This window comes from Candidatus Contendobacter odensis Run_B_J11 (assembly GCF_000531125.1).
GTDB lineage: Bacteria > Pseudomonadota > Gammaproteobacteria > Competibacterales > Competibacteraceae > Contendibacter > Contendibacter odensensis.
Genome location: NZ_CBTK010000246.1, coordinates 22,385 through 41,626 on the forward strand (window position 1 = coordinate 22,385; position 19,242 = coordinate 41,626).

14 protein-coding genes are annotated in these 19,242 nt (G+C 58.1%); 9 read left to right on the forward strand and 5 right to left on the reverse strand.

The window, feature by feature from the left end:
- Nucleotides 1-257: 257 nt before the first annotated feature.
- The 3 genes from BN874_RS13575 to BN874_RS24635 all read left to right on the forward strand — a co-directional run bounded on the left by BN874_RS13575 (nucleotide 258) and on the right by BN874_RS24635 (nucleotide 2,933).
- Nucleotides 258-1,244 carry a hypothetical protein gene (locus BN874_RS13575; protein WP_034434390.1) on the forward strand — a complete coding sequence of 329 codons (987 nt, stop codon included), beginning with the start codon at nucleotides 258-260 and terminating at the stop codon, nucleotides 1,242-1,244.
- The gene (locus tag BN874_RS13580; RefSeq protein ID WP_230314441.1) at nucleotides 1,241-2,257 is read left to right on the forward strand and encodes a hypothetical protein; all 1,017 of its coding nucleotides are present in this window, start codon (nucleotides 1,241-1,243) and stop codon (nucleotides 2,255-2,257) included. The genes BN874_RS13575 and BN874_RS13580 overlap by 4 nt, the downstream gene beginning before the upstream one ends.
- Before the next feature lie 451 nt (nucleotides 2,258-2,708).
- Nucleotides 2,709-2,933, forward strand: coding sequence for a hypothetical protein (locus BN874_RS24635; protein ID WP_154724939.1), 225 nt, complete (start codon nucleotides 2,709-2,711; stop codon nucleotides 2,931-2,933).
- On the opposite strand, the gene BN874_RS13585 is transcribed toward BN874_RS24635, so the two are convergent.
- Nucleotides 2,930-5,851, reverse strand: coding sequence for a class I SAM-dependent DNA methyltransferase (locus tag BN874_RS13585; protein ID WP_034434394.1), 2,922 nt, complete (start codon nucleotides 5,849-5,851; stop codon nucleotides 2,930-2,932). The genes BN874_RS24635 and BN874_RS13585 overlap by 4 nt on opposite strands.
- A gap of 104 nt (nucleotides 5,852-5,955) precedes the next feature.
- On the opposite strand from BN874_RS13585, the gene BN874_RS13590 reads away from it, so the two are divergent.
- Nucleotides 5,956-6,966: a 3-oxoacyl-ACP synthase III family protein gene (locus BN874_RS13590; protein ID WP_034434396.1), complete on the forward strand. Its 1,011-nt coding sequence runs from the start codon at nucleotides 5,956-5,958 to the stop codon at nucleotides 6,964-6,966.
- A gap of 206 nt (nucleotides 6,967-7,172) precedes the next feature.
- Nucleotides 7,173-7,490, forward strand: a complete 318-nt coding sequence (locus tag BN874_RS13595) for a hypothetical protein (protein WP_034434398.1) — start codon at nucleotides 7,173-7,175, stop codon at nucleotides 7,488-7,490.
- Between the two features lie 86 nt (nucleotides 7,491-7,576).
- Here BN874_RS13595 and BN874_RS13600 read toward each other — a convergent pair whose 3' ends face one another.
- Complete coding sequence (locus BN874_RS13600; RefSeq protein WP_034434400.1) at nucleotides 7,577-8,407, reverse strand: PEP-CTERM sorting domain-containing protein; 831 nt, start codon at nucleotides 8,405-8,407, stop codon at nucleotides 7,577-7,579.
- 643 nt (nucleotides 8,408-9,050) lie between these two features.
- Here BN874_RS13600 and sthA point away from each other — a divergent pair.
- Nucleotides 9,051-10,457, forward strand: a complete 1,407-nt coding sequence (gene sthA / locus BN874_RS13605; protein WP_420886135.1) for a Si-specific NAD(P)(+) transhydrogenase — start codon at nucleotides 9,051-9,053, stop codon at nucleotides 10,455-10,457.
- Nucleotides 10,458-10,470: 13 nt separating this feature from the next.
- Nucleotides 10,471-11,619, forward strand: a complete 1,149-nt coding sequence (locus BN874_RS13610; protein ID WP_034434404.1) for a PilT/PilU family type 4a pilus ATPase — start codon at nucleotides 10,471-10,473, stop codon at nucleotides 11,617-11,619.
- A gap of 27 nt (nucleotides 11,620-11,646) precedes the next feature.
- On the opposite strand, the gene BN874_RS13615 is transcribed toward BN874_RS13610, so the two are convergent.
- Nucleotides 11,647-13,980, reverse strand: a complete 2,334-nt coding sequence (locus BN874_RS13615; RefSeq protein ID WP_034434406.1) for a Tex family protein — start codon at nucleotides 13,978-13,980, stop codon at nucleotides 11,647-11,649.
- Nucleotides 13,981-13,997: 17 nt separating this feature from the next.
- Nucleotides 13,998-15,374 carry a signal recognition particle protein gene (gene ffh / locus BN874_RS13620; protein ID WP_034434408.1) on the reverse strand — a complete coding sequence of 459 codons (1,377 nt, stop codon included), beginning with the start codon at nucleotides 15,372-15,374 and terminating at the stop codon, nucleotides 13,998-14,000.
- A 120-nt stretch (nucleotides 15,375-15,494) separates the two neighbouring features.
- Here ffh and BN874_RS13625 point away from each other — a divergent pair, with 120 nt between their 5' ends.
- Both BN874_RS13625 and BN874_RS13630 read left to right on the forward strand, forming a co-directional pair.
- Nucleotides 15,495-16,304 carry a cytochrome C assembly family protein gene (locus BN874_RS13625; protein WP_034434410.1) on the forward strand — a complete coding sequence of 270 codons (810 nt, stop codon included), beginning with the start codon at nucleotides 15,495-15,497 and terminating at the stop codon, nucleotides 16,302-16,304.
- 97 nt (nucleotides 16,305-16,401) lie between these two features.
- Nucleotides 16,402-17,691 (forward strand): HlyC/CorC family transporter, encoded by a 1,290-nt coding sequence (locus tag BN874_RS13630; protein WP_051497845.1) that lies wholly within the window; start codon nucleotides 16,402-16,404, stop codon nucleotides 17,689-17,691.
- Here the strand turns inward: BN874_RS13630 and BN874_RS13635 are convergent.
- Nucleotides 17,688-19,242, reverse strand: a 1,555-nt coding sequence (locus BN874_RS13635) for a polysaccharide biosynthesis protein (protein WP_154724940.1), incomplete at its 5' end; no start/stop codon positions are given. The two genes, BN874_RS13630 and BN874_RS13635, sit on opposite strands and share 4 nt — an antisense overlap.

Consider the following 19,242-nt stretch of genomic DNA (forward strand, 5'->3'; position numbering starts at 1 on the left):
CCAGTAAGCCGCTGAAAAGTCTGGATACCCGCTTTCGCGGGTATGACGAATTTACGGGTTTAGCGAACGTCCTGATTGTAAAGCTATCCTCTCGATACGATAGCCTAATACCATTTCTTAATAGATATTGAGTTTTTGGTAGGATGGGCACGCCTCGCTTTACCCATCCTGCAACCATACAGAATTGGTATAAGCGTCATACTGATACCAAAATCTGGATACCGCACTCTCCACTCATCTTTCAAGGTGCCCCTATCATGCGCGCCATCACTCGCGATTTGCTAACTCGTGAAGCTACCGACTGGCATCAACAGGGCTTGATTAACCATACGCTGCTCAATCTGTTATTGGTGCGTTATGAAAATCGTGGCCGATTTCTGGCCGCGCTGCTGAAATGGCTGGGGCTGTTCGCTATCTTCCAACTGGGGTTAGCGGTACTCGCCTTCATTGCTATCGCTTCTGACTCCGCTTTGATTGCGGCAATACTACTGAGCAGTATCAGCGTGGGGCTGTGGATTTGCGGAGTACGGCTGGCAACCCATCCCTATCAGCTTCATCCCTTTACCGGCGCGGTATTGATTACCGCTAGTCTAGCCGCCGTATTTGGCGCATTTATACTACTGAATATGGCACTCGGTAGTGGGATGGAAGGCCCTACCCTTCCCATGATCCTGTTGTTGACCAGCGTACTCGCAGCCCTCACCGCTTATCGCTATTACCTGCGCTGGCCGCTGTTGCTGGCATTGCTTTTCTTCTTTCACGGTCTGGGTGCGTGGCACGCTTATGGTGGTCATGGCGCTTATTTCGCTGATATTCAGGAACCACGCATCATGGCAGTCGTGGCACTGGCGGCAATTATGCTGGGTATCTGGCACGAGCAGTTTCTGGAACAGGGATCCTTGTGGCGCTGCGCCGGTTTTGGGGCACTGATTCTGATTTTTGGGTTACTGTACCTGAATCTGTCGCTGTGGTTTCTGACGCTACCGGGTAGGTCCTTGGGTTGGGTGCTGGTCTTCACTGCCGCTGGTCTGGGTCAAATGATCGCGGGCGCCCGCTTGCACGATGCCCGCTTTACCGGTTTTGGTATCGTATTTTTCTCGATCAATCTTTACACCCGTTATTTTGAGTATTTTTGGGATCAAATCTCACTGGGAGCGTTTTTCCTGATGGGTGGAGCGCTGGCTATGGCTTTCGGTTATGCCTGTGAACGCTGGAGTCTGTTCCTCACCTCGGAGAAGTTATGATGAATCCACCGAGTAGAAACCGGCGCATTCGCCGCGAACTGGATGAGTTATTACGCGAAGGTGTGCTGGATGAAGTGACTTATCGACAATTGACCCCGCGTTATCCAACCGAGGGTTGGGACTGGCGTTCATTGGGTCGCTGGTTTCTGATTTTCGGTGCAATCAGCGTCATGGCAGGATTAGTGATTCTGAGCCGGACTTGGTTTGAGTTTACCCTGAATAAACTGGCGGTTTTTCTGGGTGTGGCGATCCTTGCCAGCTTTGGCGGTGCGCAAGGATTAAACCGCAGCCATCCCGGTCTGGTTTGGAGCAAGCGTAGTCTGGAACTCTTGGGTGGACTGTTGCTGATTGGCCTGACCTTCACCTTGGGGATGATCTATTCTACTGGATCGGGTAACTGGCCGGCGTTGCTGCTCATTGACCTGGTGCTGTTCATCGGCCTGAGTTATATGTTGCATAATGTCTTGCTGCTGGTATTGAGCGCTGTGATATTTTTCAGTTGGTTTGGCGGTTTTACCGGTTATGCCTCCGGCTGGGGGGCATACTGGTTCGGAATGAATTATCCGTTGCGGTTTCTGATAGCAGCGATAGTGATGATTGCCATCGCGGTCATTCATCAACAGAGCGAGAAGGGATGGCTGGCGCCGTTTCGCGGCTTCTTTAAGGTCTGGTTGTCCAGCGGGTTATTCTTCGCGGAAATGGCGCTGTGGTTACTGTCGCTGTTCGGCAATTTTGATCAGGCCAGTGACGGCTGGTATCGCGCTGGAGCGGTTGAGTTAGTGTTGTTCAATGGCTTATGGGCGGGATTAAACGTGGCCTTGATCGGATTAGGGGCACGGCTTTCCATGCGGATGTTGACGGGCTATGGCGTGACTTTCCTGATCATTCAGATTTACACGCTGTTTTTCGCTCATCTGGCTGAGGATTTTGGGCTGTTACTGAGCCTGCTGATTACCGGTGGCGGCGCATTGGGATTGGCGTTTTATCTGGAACAACGGTGGCGTGGGCATTAGGCAAGGTGGTAATCTTTTGCTACTTTGTTTCAGTTTCTTGATTTTAAGGTGTTATACCAATTCCCCATAATTTTAATGATGTAGCACGGGCTTCCAGCCCGTGAACTGAACATGGGCTGGAAGCCCGTGCTACGCCTGTGGTTCAAAACCTATCCTGGACTTTCGCTAAACCCGTAAATTCCGTCATACCCGCGAACGGGAATGACGGAAAGCAAAAGTTTTGATTGTGTATGCTACCGCACATACATCTACACTGGCGAATGGTAGTTTCTGCATTCCGTAATACAAGCGACGGTAGCGCAAGATGCTATGGCCTTGGGTCTGTACTTAACCAAGAAAGTCATCCGCCGCGCTTCTCTGGGGTAGTATTCACCTGACATTCATCTGACCTGGTGTATTCACAGGATTCTCACCAAAACAGGTCAACAATTTTAGCGAGGAGAATAGGTCAATGAAAGCTAAGTGGTTAATTTTGTGCGCAGGTTTCCTGCTGTGTTTAAGTGTAATAATTCCGGCCCAAGCCCAATACATGGATCGTAATAGCTATTATCGCCACAACTACCGGCATCATTACCATCGCCATGCCTATTACCGGCATCATTACCATCGCCACCACGGGTACTGCTATTACCACCACTGCCACCGTCACTATTACCGCCACTACTATCGCTACTAATCCACATTATGGCTTGTAGCCAAACGGCTATCAGCAACACTCTGCGAGGTTGCCCGCGCTTGATTCAAAGCCAGTAACCGCCGCAAGACTTCATTGTCGCTCAAATCCACCGGCCAGCCATAAGCCACTGCGACCGCGTTATCAAGATCGCGGTGAGCGTTCGCCAGCCACGCCGGACGCTGGTTGTACAGATTGGTCAGGGTACGCTTCTTCAGTTCAGCGGCATATTCCGGTTTGGGAATCAGCCGGTCGGGATAACCGGGGACGACTTCGGGGACGCGATCCACCCACTGCGGCGGATTCAGCCAGTGTTCGCGCAGTTCATTGAGTTTTTGGGCGGCGGCGGCAATCGTTTGAGCGCGGGAATCATCGGCGTAGGCGCTGGCCGGGATGTTGGGCTGCAAACTATCGGGAAACGGGAAGGTTTCAAAGCAGGTGGTGGGCGTGTAGCGGGGATCGTTGCCTTTGCCAAGCCATGTGCAAGTACGCAATGCCCACAGTTCATGGAAGCGGGAATGCAGAATGCCGAAGGTGGTGTCGTCGGAACGGGCGATGACCACGACCAGATTTTCAGGAAGCTGAATTTTGGGTAGCCAGACAAAGAAACGGTATTTTGAAACCATCGAAGTAGCAATGAAGCGGTCAAGTGGTGCAACCGTGCGTCGTAATCCGGGTCGGGTTTCTCCATAGCGCCACCAGTATCTTCGGTGCCCATCCCGCCGAACGGTTTTCCGTATGGGCTTCACATGCTTTACGACATACCCAAACGGCGTTTCATACAACGCGGCTGGTGCTTCTGGCATATCCACACCGAAGTCAATGATCCACATATCGGAATGGCGGCGGGTAATGTCCATTCCGTTTGCCCAAGGGCGCAACACGTCGCTATTGGGTCGCCCGTTAGGGTTCGGTAACTTTAACCACTGTCGCGCCAAGTGGCCGGGGATGGCGAAGGGACCATTTTTTTGGGTGCCGATGAAGGAGACGCCCGCGTTTTCCAGCAACAGCTTGGCTTGCGTTAAATCCAAGCTGCCATTATTGCCTTCCTTCCGTCCCTTCAAATCCGTGTGAATCGCTGTCATTGATTGCCCATCCAGCATCACCGGCTGTCCATGATCCTGCTTGCCAAAGCACACCAACGACATCCGCACCGCCGCGCCTTCGTTAATCCATTCCTCATCGCTCCAGGCATTGAAGATCGCCAGCTTTTCACCCCCACCCCCACCCTCCCCCGTCAAGGGGGAGGGAGTGTTTAGAATCCGCTCCAGCACCTTGCGATTCGCGCCGCCGCGTATGGAATTGGTCGCCACCAGTCCCGCTCGCTGGACGTGTCCCGCTTCAAGCTGCGCCCGCGCTTTCTCGAACCAGTAGCAGACCAGATCAGCGCCGCCCGGAACCCGCCCGGCGTAGATTTTGCGCAGGGTCGCTGTGTACTCGTCACCCAAAGCAATAAGCTGTTTCTTGTCGCCCAGAAACGGCGGATTGCCGACGATGACCGTCGTCGTCGGCCAGTCGGCTTCCGTGCCGTCTTCGTTCAGCAAGGCATCCCGGCACAGAATCTGATCCAGCGGTTTCAAAATCGGCTGGTCGTTCAGGCTGTAGCCGTGGCCCAGCATCCATTGAATCTCGCCAATCCAGACCGTCAGCCGGGCCAGTTCGGCGGCGTAATCGTTGATCTCGATGCCCCAGACCGCATCGGGGCCGACCGCTGGAAACCCGCGTTGCAAGCCCAGCGCCTCTGCTTCCAGCATGACTTGATGTTCGATGTCCTTGAGGGTGCGCAGGGCGACGTAGAGGAAATTGCCGGAGCCGCAGGCGGGGTCCAGGACGCGGAAGGCGTGGAGTCGTTCCAGAAAGCCATGCAACTGATCGGCGGCCTGCTGGCGGGCTTTGGCGCGGGTCTTGGTCAGTCGGGCGGCGATCTCCGCCTTCACCGTGGCCCATTCGGCCAGCAACGGTTCGCGGATCACCGGTTCGATCAAGCGGCTAATGGAACCGGCGTCGGTGTAATGCGCGCCCAACTGGCTACGCTTGTTCGGGTCCAGACCGCGTTCAAACAGGGTGCCGAAGATCGCCGGTTCAATCTCCGACCAATCCAGAGCTGCCGCTGAATGCAGCGTGTCGAGGTCGGCGCGGTCCAGCGGCAGACAGGCGGCATCGTCGAACAGTCCGCCATTGAACCAGGCGATCCGTTGCAGGCCGAACCGTCCGCCCTGATGCATGGCGCGGAACAGGTCGCCGGCCAGGCTGGGGAATTCGGACGGAACCGGGCGGGCGGTCGCCAGCAGATCGCTAAACAGCCGGTGCGGCAACAGCCCGATGTCCTCGGCGAACAGGCAAAACAGCAGCCGGGTCATAAAGTGCGCCACCGCTTGCGGGTCGTGGCCGTGTTGCCGCAGGCGCTGCGCCAAACTGCCCAGGATCGTCGCGGCGTCTTCCGTGACCTTCTGCCGGGTCACGGCGGGCTTCAGCCGTTCAGGATCGGTAAACGCCCACTCCAACAGTTGCAGCCGCTGCCGGTCCGCCAGATCATCCAGCGTCAATCGGTGGACCTGATGGACGGTGTTGGTAAAGTGGGTGTGAATTTCAATCGTTTCCATATCGGAGACGATCAGCAGCGGCGGGTTATCCAGCGCCAGCGCATACTGCTGCAACTGGCGCAACGCTGCGCCCAAGTCCTTATGCTTGCCTTTGTACTCCCAGGCAAAGCAACCGCGTCTCCACACATCGGCCCAGCCATCGCCGCCGCCGGTTTTCTTCGCCCCCTTCTCGAAGGTGAACCATTCACCGCGCGGATCGGCGACCGCCGGCGGTTCCACCTTCAGCAGGGCGCACAGATCGAGGAAGTGTGATTGCGAACCGCTGCGTTCTTTCAGCGTAACCTTGCGCCAGGTGGCGATGAATTGTTCAGGGGTCATCAGTAGGGATCGCCTGATTGGGGTGGGTCGGCCACTTCTTGACCGGCACTGGGTGGATAATTTCGTTTAACCTAATCGGGAAGACGATTCTAAGGAAAATTACGATGCGCCATGCTCAGATCATCAGTACCGGCGGTTATGTCCCGGAGCGAGTGATGACCAACGCCGACTTCGATCAATTGCTGGGCGAGCCGGTCGGCGACTGGTTGGTTGAGAACGTCGGCATCCGCGAGCGCCATTTCATGGCCGAGGAGCAGGTCACCTCGGATTTGGCGGTCGCCGCTGGGCGGATCGCGCTGGAGCGGGCCGGTCTGGAGCCGAATGATCTCGACCGAATCATCGTCGCCACCGATACGCCGGATTACCTCAGTCCAGCGACAGCGGCGGTGGTGCAGGCCAAGCTGGGCGCGCGCCGGGCTGGAGTGTTCGACCTGAACAGCGCCTGCGCCGGCTGGGTGACCGCTCTGGACGTGGCGGCCAAGACGATCATCATCGAACGTGAGGAACGCTTCATGCTGGTGATCGGCGCCTATGGCATGAGCCGGTTTCTGGACTGGAACGACAAGAAAACCGTCACTCTGTTTGCCGACGGCGCCGGGGCGGTGATCGTCGGGGCCGGTTCACAACCGGGCTGGCTGGCGACCGTCACCGCCGCCGCCGGCGAGTATCACGATGCGCTCGGCATCTATTCCGGCGGGACTTATCGCCCGGCGACCGCCGCCAATCTGACGCAATACGGTCCACCCCAGGTGCAGTTCGTGCGCAAGTTTCCGGCGACGTTCAATACCGAGCAATGGCCGCCGCTGATCGAGCGACTGTTGGCCAAAGCCAGCGCCGCGACTGGCGTCCGCCTGCAACCGGACGATGTCAATCATTACTACTTCACCCAGGTCAACCTGCGGGTCATCGAGGCGACGATGGCGGCGATAGGACAGCCGCTGAGTAAGACTCACTGGATTATGGACAAGTGGGGCTACACCGGATCGGCCTGCATTCCGATGGCGCTGGACGACGCCCTGGCTCAGGGCAAAGGTCCGCAACCGGGATCGCTGGCGCTGTTCTGCGCCAGCGGCGGCGGCATTGCCTTGGCGGCCTCGTTGTGGCGGTGGCGGTGAGGAAAGATGACAAAAGGACACAAGCGATAAGGCATTGCACCTTATACCTTCAGGACTTGCGCCTAACTCGTGAATTCGTCTTACCCGCGAAAGCGGGTATCCAGTAAGCCACTGAAAAAACTGGATTCCCGCGTTCCCCGCGTTCGCGAGGAGGGAATGACGGAAAGCGAAAGTCCTGACCTTGCATCTTTTTTGGACGTACCGTCATGAGCGAACCCCACTCTCCGAATCTGAATCCCGCTGTGTTGCCCCGCCGGCTCGATTCCGCTGAGGCATTTTTCTGGTTTCTGGACCACGTTTCCCCGATGAACTTTGCGGTGATCGCCGAAGGCAATGGTGATCTCGATGATGACGCGCTGCGGGCGGCGCTGCTTCGCGCCCAACAGGAACATCCCTGCAGGACTTTCGCTAAACCCGCAAATTCGTCATACCCGCGAAAGCGGGAATCCAGTTTTTTCAGCGGCTTACTCGATGCCCGTGAAAGCGGGTATCTCGCCTTTCATGAGGCCGTGCGATGCGGCTGATGGTTCCTCAGATATGCCGGCCAGCAGAATAGACGCAAACAAAAAAGGCCGGCTATTGCCGGCCCCATATCTAATTTTTCCAGCAACTACATGCAACGGCGACGGGACAGGCCAAGCGCCACTAAGCCAAGGCCCATCAACGCTAACCCTGCTGGTTCGGGTATCCCCATCACGCTATTCCATGAGTCCGCAATTCTGAGCTGATCCACCAGTACTCTATCGCCTGCATCAAAATTGGCAGTGCGGAACCCAACATAGCTGATCGACTTAAACCCCGGATTTCCTGTTGTGCTTGTTGATGATGCATCCGGCGCAGAAGCTTGTCCGACTGATGGATCTAGCCAAACGTCGAATTTCGTATAGCTGTTGTCAAGGCCAGGGACCGTCCGGGACAGGCGACCCACGATATGGTAGGTGGTGCTATTAGTGAGATTACTGCTAGGTACAAAACTACCCCCCGTTCCGTTAGCCCGCACGAAGACGTCATTCGTTCCATTCCCATCAGCCTTAATTCCAATGTTGGGCCGATCCGTCGTATGGGCACCTGCTGTAACATTATCTAGCCACAGACCAAGAAAATCATTGCTCGTTAAATTCCCAGCGGCGATTTGCACAAAGAACCCAACGTAAAGGTTATCGCCTTTGAAAGTCTCGCCGAGCTTGCGATAAGCAGCATTGTCGCTGTTTGCTGTGAATTGTGCCGCACGGTTGCCGCTGAGGTCGGGGTCTACGACGGTAGCACCACCCGATCCGGTAGTCTTCCATACGCTGCTCCCCCAGCCAGTACCACCGTTTTGATTATTTAGCGCTCCGGTGTAGTTGAAATCGTCGCTTGCGATCAACGTAGCCGAAGCCAGTGGTGAGAGCGCGAATAGCGCACCCGCAAGCAGGGTACGCAGGGTTTGTGATTTCATCATTATCTCGGTTCTCCATGAGGATCAATCGTTAGAATCTCAAAAATTTCGGATGATTAAAAGAAAGCAATTTTCATGCCTTATTGTTAATATTTAATTTATCTGATTGATTTATAAAATAATTTATTAAGTTAATTATTGAGGCTTAAGCCGTTTGCCCTCAAAGCGTTGTAAAATTTCCTGACATCACAAGACAGGCAAAAGCAACTTTATCGAAGTAGTATAAAAAGTTGAGCTGATCAAAAAAATTCAACACACTGAATTTTAATGTAAAATTCGATTTCTCTGTTTATTAAAGCCACAAGCAAGTTGTCAGGAAATTTTACACTCTTGAAAGTACCAAAGCGTTGATTATCCCCTATGCTGCTCTATATTAATGCAGCTTATTGTTATTTCAAATAAAAATTGGACTGTAAAATTTCCTGACACCGCCATTCGCTGCAAACCGGTTCAGCGAAATCGTCCGGCTGAACCGCCAACTCCGCAGCATCCCGCCGCTGACCCTCCCGAAAATCCCGTGCGACTTCGCTGCGCCATACCCCGATTTTGCCCCGGCCATAAAGGGGCTAAACTACCCGCGCATCATCTAAAAAATCAGCGGATCGCCCCCGACCATCCTCCGCCACCATCACCGACGAGCGCGCCCATAATGAACGACCAAAAATACGATGTGATCGTGATCGGCACCGGCCCTGGAGGAGAAGGGGCCGCGATGAAAGCCGCCAAAGACGGAAAATCGGTCGCGGTGATCGAGAAATATCACCTGGTCGGCGGCGGCTGCACCCACTGGGGCACCATTCCATCCAAGGCGCTGCGGCACTCGATCAACCGGGTGCTGGAATTCAACACCAGCCCGATCTTTCGCAACGCCCTCGGCCACGCGCTGAAACTGTCCTATCCCGAACTGCTGCGATCCGCCGAATCGGTTATCGCCCGCCAGACCGCCATGCGCCGGGATTTCTACGAGCGCAACCGGATCACGCTGCATCACGGTCAAGCCCGCTTTCTCGATGCGAACACCCTCGAAGTGCATTCCCGTCAGCAGACCGAACCGACGTTGCTGACCGCCGACGCCTTCGTCATCGCCTCCGGCTCGCATCCATTCCGGCCCCAGGACATTGACTTCAACCACCCCTGCATCTTTGACAGCGACACCATTCTCAGTCTGTCCACCACGCCCCGATCCATCCTGATTTACGGCGCGGGCGTCATCGGCTGCGAATACGCCAGCATCTTCCGCAACATGGGCTGCAAAGTGGACCTGGTGGACACCCGCTCGCAACTGCTTTCCTTCCTCGACGACGAGATCGCCCACGCCCTCAGCTATCACCTGCGCGATCAAGGCGTCATGATCCGCCACAACGAGGAATACCAGCAGGTGGAAGGGTTGCCGGACGGCGCGGTGATGGATTTCAAGTCCGGCAAGAAAATCAAGGCGGATGCGCTGCTTTGGGCCAATGGCCGCACCGGCAACACCGCGAACATGGGGTTGGAGGCACTGGGCATCACCCCCGACCGTCGCGGTCAGATCAAGGTGGACAGCAACTACCGCACCGCGCTACCCCACATCTACGCAGTGGGCGATGTCATCGGTTATCCCAGCCTGGCCAGCGCCGCTTACGACCAGGGCCGCTTCGCCGCTACCCATCTGATTCACGGCAGTTGCGATCATCATCTGGTGGATTACATCCCGACCGGCATCTACACTTCACCGGAGATCAGTTCGGTGGGTCGCAGCGAACGCGAACTGACTGAAGCGCGGGTGCCGTATGAAGTCGGCCACGCCTATTTCAAGAGTTTGGCGCGCGCCCAGATTACCGGTCGCACCGTCGGCATCCTCAAACTGCTGTTTCACCGCGATACGCTGGAAATTCTTGGCATCCACTGCTTCGGCGACCAAGCCGCCGAGATCGTTCACATCGGCCAGGCGATCATGGCCCAGCAGGGCGAAGCCAACACCATCCAGTATTTCGTCAACACCACATTCAATTATCCGACCATGGCTGAGGCTTACCGGGTAGCAGCGTTGAACGGTTTGAATCGTCTGGCCTAAGAGAGAAGATTTCATGGACATCACCCCATATCTGAAACTGATGGTTGACAAGAACGCTTCCGACCTGTTTTTTCACGTTGGTGCGCCGGTGAACATCAAAATCGGCGGCGTGGTGCGCCCGATTGGCAACAAGGTGCTTGGGCCGGGGCAGGTGCGCGAGATTGCCTACTCGGTGATGAAAGACGATCAAATCAAGGAATTCGAGCACGAATGGGAACTCAACTTTGCCATCCCGCTGCAAGGCGTGGGCCGGTTCCGCTCCAATGTGTTCAAGCAGCGCGGCGAAGTGTCCATGGTGATCCGCTACATCAAGGGCGACATTCCACAGGTGGAGGAACTGGGCCTGCCACCCTTGCTCCGGCAAGTGGTCATGGAAAAACGTGGCCTGATCATGCTGGTAGGAGCCACCGGTTCCGGTAAATCCACCACCCTGGCGGCGATGATTGACCATCGCAACTCCAGTTCGCCCGGCCACATCATCACCGTTGAAGACCCGATTGAGTTTACCCATCAGCACAAGAAATCGGTGGTCGCCCAGCGCGAGATCGGCATCGACACCCACAACTACGAAAACGCCCTGCGCAGCGCCATGCGTGAGGCGCCGGATGTCATCCTGGTGGGCGAGGTTCGCGCCCGCGACGTGATGAAATATGTGCTGACCTTTGCCGAAACCGGCCATCTGGTGCTATCCACCCTGCACGCCAACAACGCCAACGGTGCGCTGGAGCGCATCGTCAACTTTTTCCCGGAAGACGCCCGGCCCCAATTGCTGATGGATTTGGCGATGAATCTGCGCGCCGTCATCTCGCAACGGCTGATCCGGGCGCTGAACGGCGGGCTGGTGCCGGCAGTGGAAGTGCTGCTGAATACGCCTTACATCGCTGATCTGATCCAGAAGGGTAAAATTGATTACGTCAAGGATGCCATGGAACAGTCCACCGAATCGGGCACCCAGACCTTCGATCAGTCGCTGTTCAAGCTGTACAAAGAAGGCAAGATTTCCCGAGATGAAGCGATCAAGAATGCTGACTCCAAAAATAATGTCGGCCTGCAAATCCGGCTGTCGGAAAGCTCAGAGGCCAATAGCGGACGCCCCTCTTCCAGCCATTCCGAGCTGACCATCCACGACGAAGAGAAGGAAGACCGGGGGCGGATGTTTTGACCCCTCGCGCCGGCTACGTCCGCGTCGTCAGGGTTTCCGCTGCGCCCGGGCAAAAGCCTCAGCCAGGGCGCTGGGCTGAGGCGCTGACTTTTCCTGATTCTCCCGGCGGAAGGGAGGTTCTTTAGGTCGATTCCGCTGTTCCGGGCGAGTGGCCGGACGCTGCGCAGGGTCGGCGGGCCGGGTTGGCGCGCCGGTCACCGCTTCGTTCAGCTTCATGGTCAACGCCACCCGCTGCCGCTTCAGGTCTACTTCCAGCACCTTGACTTTCACCACCTGGCCGACTTTCACCACTTCACGCGGGTCTTTCACGAAGCGATCCGCCAGCGCTGAGATATGTACCAGACCGTCCTGATGCACCCCGATGTCCACGAACGCGCCAAAATTAGCGACGTTGGTGATCACCCCTTCCAGCACCATCCCGGTCTGTAAATCCGCCAGCTTCTCCACGCCGTCCTTGAACGCGGCGGTCTTGAATTCCGGGCGGGGATCGCGGCCCGGCTTCTCCAGTTCCGCCAGAATGTCGCGCACCGTCGGCAACCCGAACCGGTCATCAGTAAACCGGGCCGGTTCGAGCGTCTTCAGAAACGCGGCGTTGCCCAGCACCTCATGCAGGCCGCGTCCGCTGGCAGCCAGAATACGTTCGATCAGCGGATAGGCTTCCGGGTGAACGGCGGAACGATCCAGTGGATGGTCACCATTGGCGATCCGCAGAAACCCCGCCGCCTGCTCGAAGGTTTTGTCGCCCAACCGCGCCACTTTCAATAATTGCTCACGCCGCCGGAAGGAACCATTGGCATCGCGAAACTCAACGATATTGCGGGCCAGGGTCGCGTTCAGTCCGGCCACCCGCGCCAGCAACGGCACCGAGGCGGTATTCACATCCACTCCGACCGCATTCACGCAATCCTCGACCACCGCATCCAGCATCCGCGCCAGCCGGGTCTGGCTGACATCGTGCTGATACTGGCCGACGCCAATCGCCTTGGGTTCGATCTTGACCAGTTCCGCCAGCGGGTCTTGCAGGCGGCGGGCGATGGACACCGCCCCGCGCAGCGAAACATCCACTTCGGGAAATTCCCGCGCTGCCAGTTCGGAGGCGGAATAGACCGAAGCGCCCGCTTCCGACACCACCAGCTTGTGCAAGCGCAGTTCAGGATGACGCTGCATCAATTCCGTCGCCAGCCGGTCGGTTTCCCGCGAAGCGGTGCCGTTACCGATGCTGATCAACTCGACTTTGTGGCGCCGACACAATTCGGCCAAGGTGTGTAAACTTGCATCCCATTGATTACGCGGGACATGCGGATAAATGGTCGCGGTTTCGACCAGTTTGCCGGTGGCGTCCACTACCGCCACCTTGACCCCGGTGCGCAGGCCGGGATCCAGTCCCAGCGTTGGACGAGCGCCAGCCGGCGCAGCCAGCAGCAGATCGCGCAGATTGTGGGCGAACACCCGGATCGCTTCTTCCTCGGCGGCTTCGCGCAACCGCTGTTTGATTTCGGTATCCAGATGCGGCAACAGCTTGACCTTCCAGGTCCAGCGGGCGGTTTCTCGCAGCCAGGCGGCGGCGGGCCGGCCCTCGTCGCGGATCTGGAAATGGGCGGCGACCCGCCGTTCGCCGGGGTCGGGACCGGGTGCAGCCGGATCGCCGAGTTCCAGCGTCAGTTGCAACACGCCCTCATTGCGACCCCGAAACAGCGCCAAAGCGCGATGAGAAGGGATTTGACGAAAGGCTTCCCGGTAATCGAAATAATCGCGGAACTTGGCGCCCTCCTCGGCTTTGCCCTCCACCCCTTGCGCGTGCAACACCGCGTTGTCCCAGAGGTATTCGCGCAACTGCGCCAGCAGTTCGGCGTTTTCGGCGAATTCCTCCATCAGGATTTGCCGTGCGCCGTCCAGCGCCGCTTTCGCGTCGGGTACACCGCGCTCCGCATTCACAAAAGCGGTAGCGGCCTGTTCGGGCGTCTGCGCGGGATCGTTCAGCAGACCGTGGGCGAGCGGAGCCAGGCCGGCTTCGCGGGCAATCTGCGCTTTGGTGCGACGCTTGGGTTTGTAGGGCAGGTACAAATCTTCCAGCCGGGTCTTGGTGTCGGCGGCAAGCAGGGCGGTTTCCAGTTCGGCGCTGAGCTGATTTTGTTCGCGGATGCTGGCGAGAATCACGCCGCGCCGATCTTCCAGTTCGCGCAGATAACTCAGCCGTTCTTCCAACAGGCGCAACTGGGTGTCATCCAGCCCGTCAGTGACTTCCTTGCGGTAGCGGGCGATGAAGGGCACCGTCGCGCCACTATCCAGCAGGGCGACGGCGGCTTCAATCTGGCGTTCCTGAACAGCGAGTTCGCGGGCAAGACTTTGCATAAGGTTCATGGGCAGTGGTTTTCCGGCTACGATTTTGGTTTGAACGACGGCATCGCGCCCATCGGCAGTTTGCCTTGCAAGCCGCGCAACATCTTCATCATCCCGCCGCCTTTCATCTTCTTCATCATTTTCTGAGCCTGATCGAATTGTTTGAGCAGGCGGTTTACATCCTGAATCTGGGTGCCGGAACCGGCGGCAATCCGCCGTTTGCGCGAACCTTTGATCAGGTCGGGAACCCGGCGCTCCTGCGGCGTCATCGAATTGATGATAGCGACCAGGCGCTTGACCTCCTTGTCCGCTGCCTGGTCCTTGAGTGCCCCCGCCGCCGCGTTAAAACCCGGCATCTTGTCCAGCAGGCTGGCGATCCCGCCCATGTTCATCATCTGTTCCATCTGCTCGCGGAAATCCTCCAGGGTGAAGCCCTTGCCCTTCTGAACCTTTTGGGCCAGTTTGAGCGCCTTTTCCTTGTCAACCTTATGCTCCATCTCCTCGACCAGTCCCAGTACATCACCCATCCCGAGGATGCGGGACGCTACCCGGTCGGGAAAGAATGGCTCCAGCGCGGCGGTTTTCTCGCCGACGCCGAGGAATTTGATCGGCTTGCCGGTGATCTGGCGAATGGACAGCGCCGCACCGCCACGGGCATCACCGTCGGTTTTGGTTAGCACCACGCCGGTCAACGGCAAGGCGGCGTTGAACGCCTGCGCGGTGTTGGCGGCGTCCTGGCCGGTCATGCTGTCCACCACAAACAAGGTTTCAATCGGATCGAGTACGCTATGCAAGCGCTGGATTTCCGCCATCATCTCCTGGTCCACATGCAGACGACCGGCGGTATCCACGATCAGCACATCTATTCCGTGGCGACGGGCATAGTCCAGCGCCTGACGAGCAATCGTTTCCGGTTCCTGATCGAGGGTACTGGGGAAAAACTCGGCACCCACCTCGTCGGCCAGTTTGCGCAACTGCTCAATCGCGGCGGGCCGGTACACGTCGCAGCTCACCACCAGCGTTTTTTTGTGCTGGCGCTCCTTCAACCAGCGGGCCAGTTTGGCGACGCTGGTAGTCTTGCCAGAGCCTTGCAGACCGGCCATGAGTACCACCGCCGGCGGCTGAACCCGCAGGTTCAATTCCGCATTCGCCTCGCCCATTACCCGGATCAGTTCTTCGTGAACGATCTTGATCAGCACCTGGCCGGGCGTCAGGCTGAGCAGCACCTCCTGACCGACCGCCCGCTCGCGCACCCGGGCGATCAAATCTCGCGTCACCGGCAGCGCGACATCCGCTTCCAGCAGCGCCATACGCACTTCACGCAGGGCATCCTTGATGTTGTCTTCGGTCAGGCGACCCTGGCCGCGCAGATTTTTGACGGTGCGCAACAAGCGCTCGCTGAGATTTTCAAACATGCGGGTTCCACTCTCAATTCAGCCAGAATGGGCGGGATTATAGGGGAATCGGTGCGCTTCAAGCCGTTTGCATTCCATGCCATGATTGCTGCAAGAGAAAATTACCGTGCGGAATCCACCATGAACCCGATCATCGGCAGTCTGGCTGCCCTGCTCTACCTGCTCTCTGGCGGGCTGCTGGCGCTGCGATTGGCTCGCGCCGGTCGCAATATGACCCCATCCAAGAGTGGCTCACTGCTGCCGGGCTGGGGCGCAGCGCTGCTACACACCCTGATTCTGGCTCAGACCGTGTTTCAATCCGCCGGCCTGAATCTGGGTTTCTTCAACGCGCTCTCGTTTACCGGCTGGCTGATTGGGGTGGTGCTGCTGGTGGCGGCGATAGTTCGCCCGGTCGAAAATCTCGGCATCATCGCCATGCCGGTTGCTGCACTGACCCTGGTTCTTGGTCTGCGGTTTCCTGCGGAACGCATCGTCGCTGATGCCGGGCGCTGGCCGTTGGAACTCCATATCTTCATCGCCATTCTGGCCTATTCGCTGCTGACGCTGGCGGCAGCGCAGGCCGTGCTGCTGGCCATTCAGGATCACCGCTTGCGGCGTCGTTTGCCCGGTGGTTTTTTGCGTGGCATCCCGCCGCTGACCACAATGGAGAGCCTGCTGTTCCAGATGATCAGCGCCGGTTTCATCCTGCTGAGCATTACCCTGATCAGCGGTCTGTTTTTTCTGGAAGACCTGTTCGCCCAACATCTGGCCCACAAGGCGATACTGTCGTTCATCGCCTGGAGCGTGTTCGGGGTACTGCTGTGGGGGCGCTGGCGCTTCGGCTGGCGCGGTCGTACCGCCATCCGCTGGACCTTGAGCGGCTTTGCCTTTCTGGCACTGGCCTATTTCGGCAGCAAGCTGGTGCTGGAATTAATTCTGCGGCGCTATTGATCACTCAGCCAGCGCAGCCCGATCCACGCCTGATCTTGACAGCGCGCGCCGTCACCCCGTAAAAACAACTGATTGACCCCACCGAGGTTTTCACGAATTGGATGATATTCACATAGGGGTGTTATGCATCGCCCTGGTTCTGCTGATCGGCGGTTCCGCTTTTTTTTCCGGTTCCGAAACCGGGCTGATGACCATGAACCGCTACCGGTTGCGCCACCGCGCCAAGACCGGCGACAAAGCAGCACAGCGGGTCGCTCAGTTGTTGGCACGACCCGACCGGTTGATCGGTTTAATCCTGCTCGGTAATACCTTCTTCAACATTCTGGCCTCCTCGCTGGCGACGGTTATCGCCATCCGCTTTCTGGGCGAGGCCGGCATTGCGATATCCACCGTTGTTCTCACTCTAATCGTGCTGGTATTCGCCGAAGTCGCCCCTAAGACCCTGGCGGCATTGCATCCCGAACGCATCGCTTATCCCGCCGCCGCCGTGCTGGCGCCCATGCTCAAGGCGCTGTATCCGCTGGTGTGGTTGACTAATCTGGTGGTCAATAGCCTGTTGCGGCTGTTCCGGGTCACGGTCCAGACCTCCAGCCAGCAATCGCTCAGCGCCGAGGAACTGCGCACAGTGGTACTGGAAGCGGGGGTGATGATTCCCAAACGCCACCAAGCCATGCTGCTGGGCATCCTCGAACTGGAGGAAATCACCGTCAACGACATCATGGTGCCGCGCAATGAAGTGGAAGGAATTGATCTGGAGGATGCGTGGGAGGAGATCGTCGCTCAACTGACCCGCAGCCCCTACACCCGCCTGTTGGTCTACCGCGACAGCATCGATCAGGTGGTCGGTCTGCTGCACCTGCGCAAGGCACTCCACCTGATGATTCACAAGCCGGATTTCACCCGCGCCGATCTGGAAGGGCTGTTGCGTGAGCCATATTTCATCCCCGAAGGCACCTCGCTAACTCGGCAACTGCTTAATTTTCAGCAACAACGGCGGCGAGTCGGGCTGGTGGTGGACGAATATGGCGACGTGCTGGGAATGGTGACGCTGGAGGATATTTTGGAAGAGATTGTCGGCGAATTTACCACCGATCCGGCTGCCAGCGACAACTGCACACTGGTCGCACGCGCTGATGGCGGCTATGTGGTGGATGGCCGCGCTTCGATTCGCACTCTGAACCGGGTGCTGGGTTGGACCCTGCCCACCGATGGCCCACGCACTCTCAACGGCCTGGTGATGGAGCAGTTGGAAGCCATCCCGGAGCCAGGCGCCCGCTTATCACTGGCGGGGCATCCGACCGAGATCGTCGAAATCGTCGGCAACTGCGTTAAAACCGCAGTCATCTGGCCGACTGCCGGATCAGGAGCAGCGACATCGGCAGACTAATCCGGCAGCGCCTTAGATTCCGCCGGCCCGCCGGCCCGCCACACCCAGTCCTCGATCCCGTTTTCCGGCTGATATTCCACTACCGTCTCCTGCAAAATCGCGCGCACCGCCGGGTAATCGAAGGCGTGCGAGGCGGCGGTGAGCCGTTTCAAGCCGTCGTGGATCAGCGACCATGCCAGAGATTGTTCGCGGGCGCGGCGAATCATCGGGTGCTCGGTGGGGGCAGCGTCGGCGCCGATCAGCAGTTCCTCGCGCAATTTCTCGCCGCTGCGCAGACCGGCAAACTGGATTTCGATATCGCCATCGGGATGATCCGCATCCCGCACCTCCAGGCCCGACAGCCGGATCATCCGCCGCGCCAGGTCGAGAATCCGCACCGGTTCGCCCATATCGAGCAGGAACACATCGCCGCCCTGCGCCAAGGCGCTGGCCTGAATCACCAACTGCGCTGCTTCCGGGATCGTCATGAAATAACGCTCCACTTCGGGATGCGTCACCGTTACCGGCCCGCCCTGGCGAATTTGCTCGCGGAACAGCGGCACCACCGAACCCGATGAATCCAGCACATTGCCAAAGCGCACCATGCACAGCCGGGTCGCGCCACCGGCCTCGGCCAATCCTTGCAGAATCAGTTCCGCCAGCCGCTTGGTAGCACCCATGACGTTGGTCGGCCGCACCGCCTTGTCGGTGGAGATCAGCACGAAGGTCTCAACCTGAGCTGCCATCGCGGCTTCAGCGGTGCGCCAAGTGCCAAATACGTTGTTTTGTACCCCCTCGATGGGGTTGCATTCGACCATAGGTACATGTTTGTAAGCGGCGGCGTGATAGACAGTCTGAACCTCAAAGCACTCCATCACTCGTTGCAACCGCCGCTGATGCATCACTGATCCCAGCAGCGGAATCAACTCCACTGGCGGCGGACCCATATTCGCCAACATCGCACTCAGTTCCTGCTCGATCAGGTACAAGGCATATTCGGAGCGCTCGAACAGCACCAGCCGGCGCGGCCGCAGCGCCAGAATTTGCCGGCATAGCTCTGCGCCAATCGAGCCGCCGGCGCCGGTGACCATCACCACTTTAGCGCTGACCCGCGCCCGCAACAGCGTTTCGTTAGGCTGTACCGAATCGCGGCCCAGAATGTCCGCGACCTCGATTTCGCGGAATTCGTCAATGCGCCGGGCGCCGCTGGTCAGTTCCGCCAAGGTGGGCAGATCCATCACCCGCACCGGCAATCCGGCCAGCGCTTCCAGGATATCCCGGCGCTGACGGTGCGGCGCCGAGGGCAGCGCCAGCAGAATCATTTTGGCTTGGTGTTTGGCGATCAGGCGCGGCAGTTTGGACGACGCCCGAACCTTGAGACCCCGCACCACGCTGCCCCACAGTTGAGGGTTGTCATCCACGAACACGACCGGTTCGAACTCGGTGCTGAAGCGCAGTGCGTTAACCAGTTGCGCGCCCGCTTCGCCAGCGCCGTAGATGATCACCGAGGTGCGCGGCGCCGCCGCCCGGCGAAACCGTCGTCGCAACGTGCGAGATCGGAAGAGCACACGT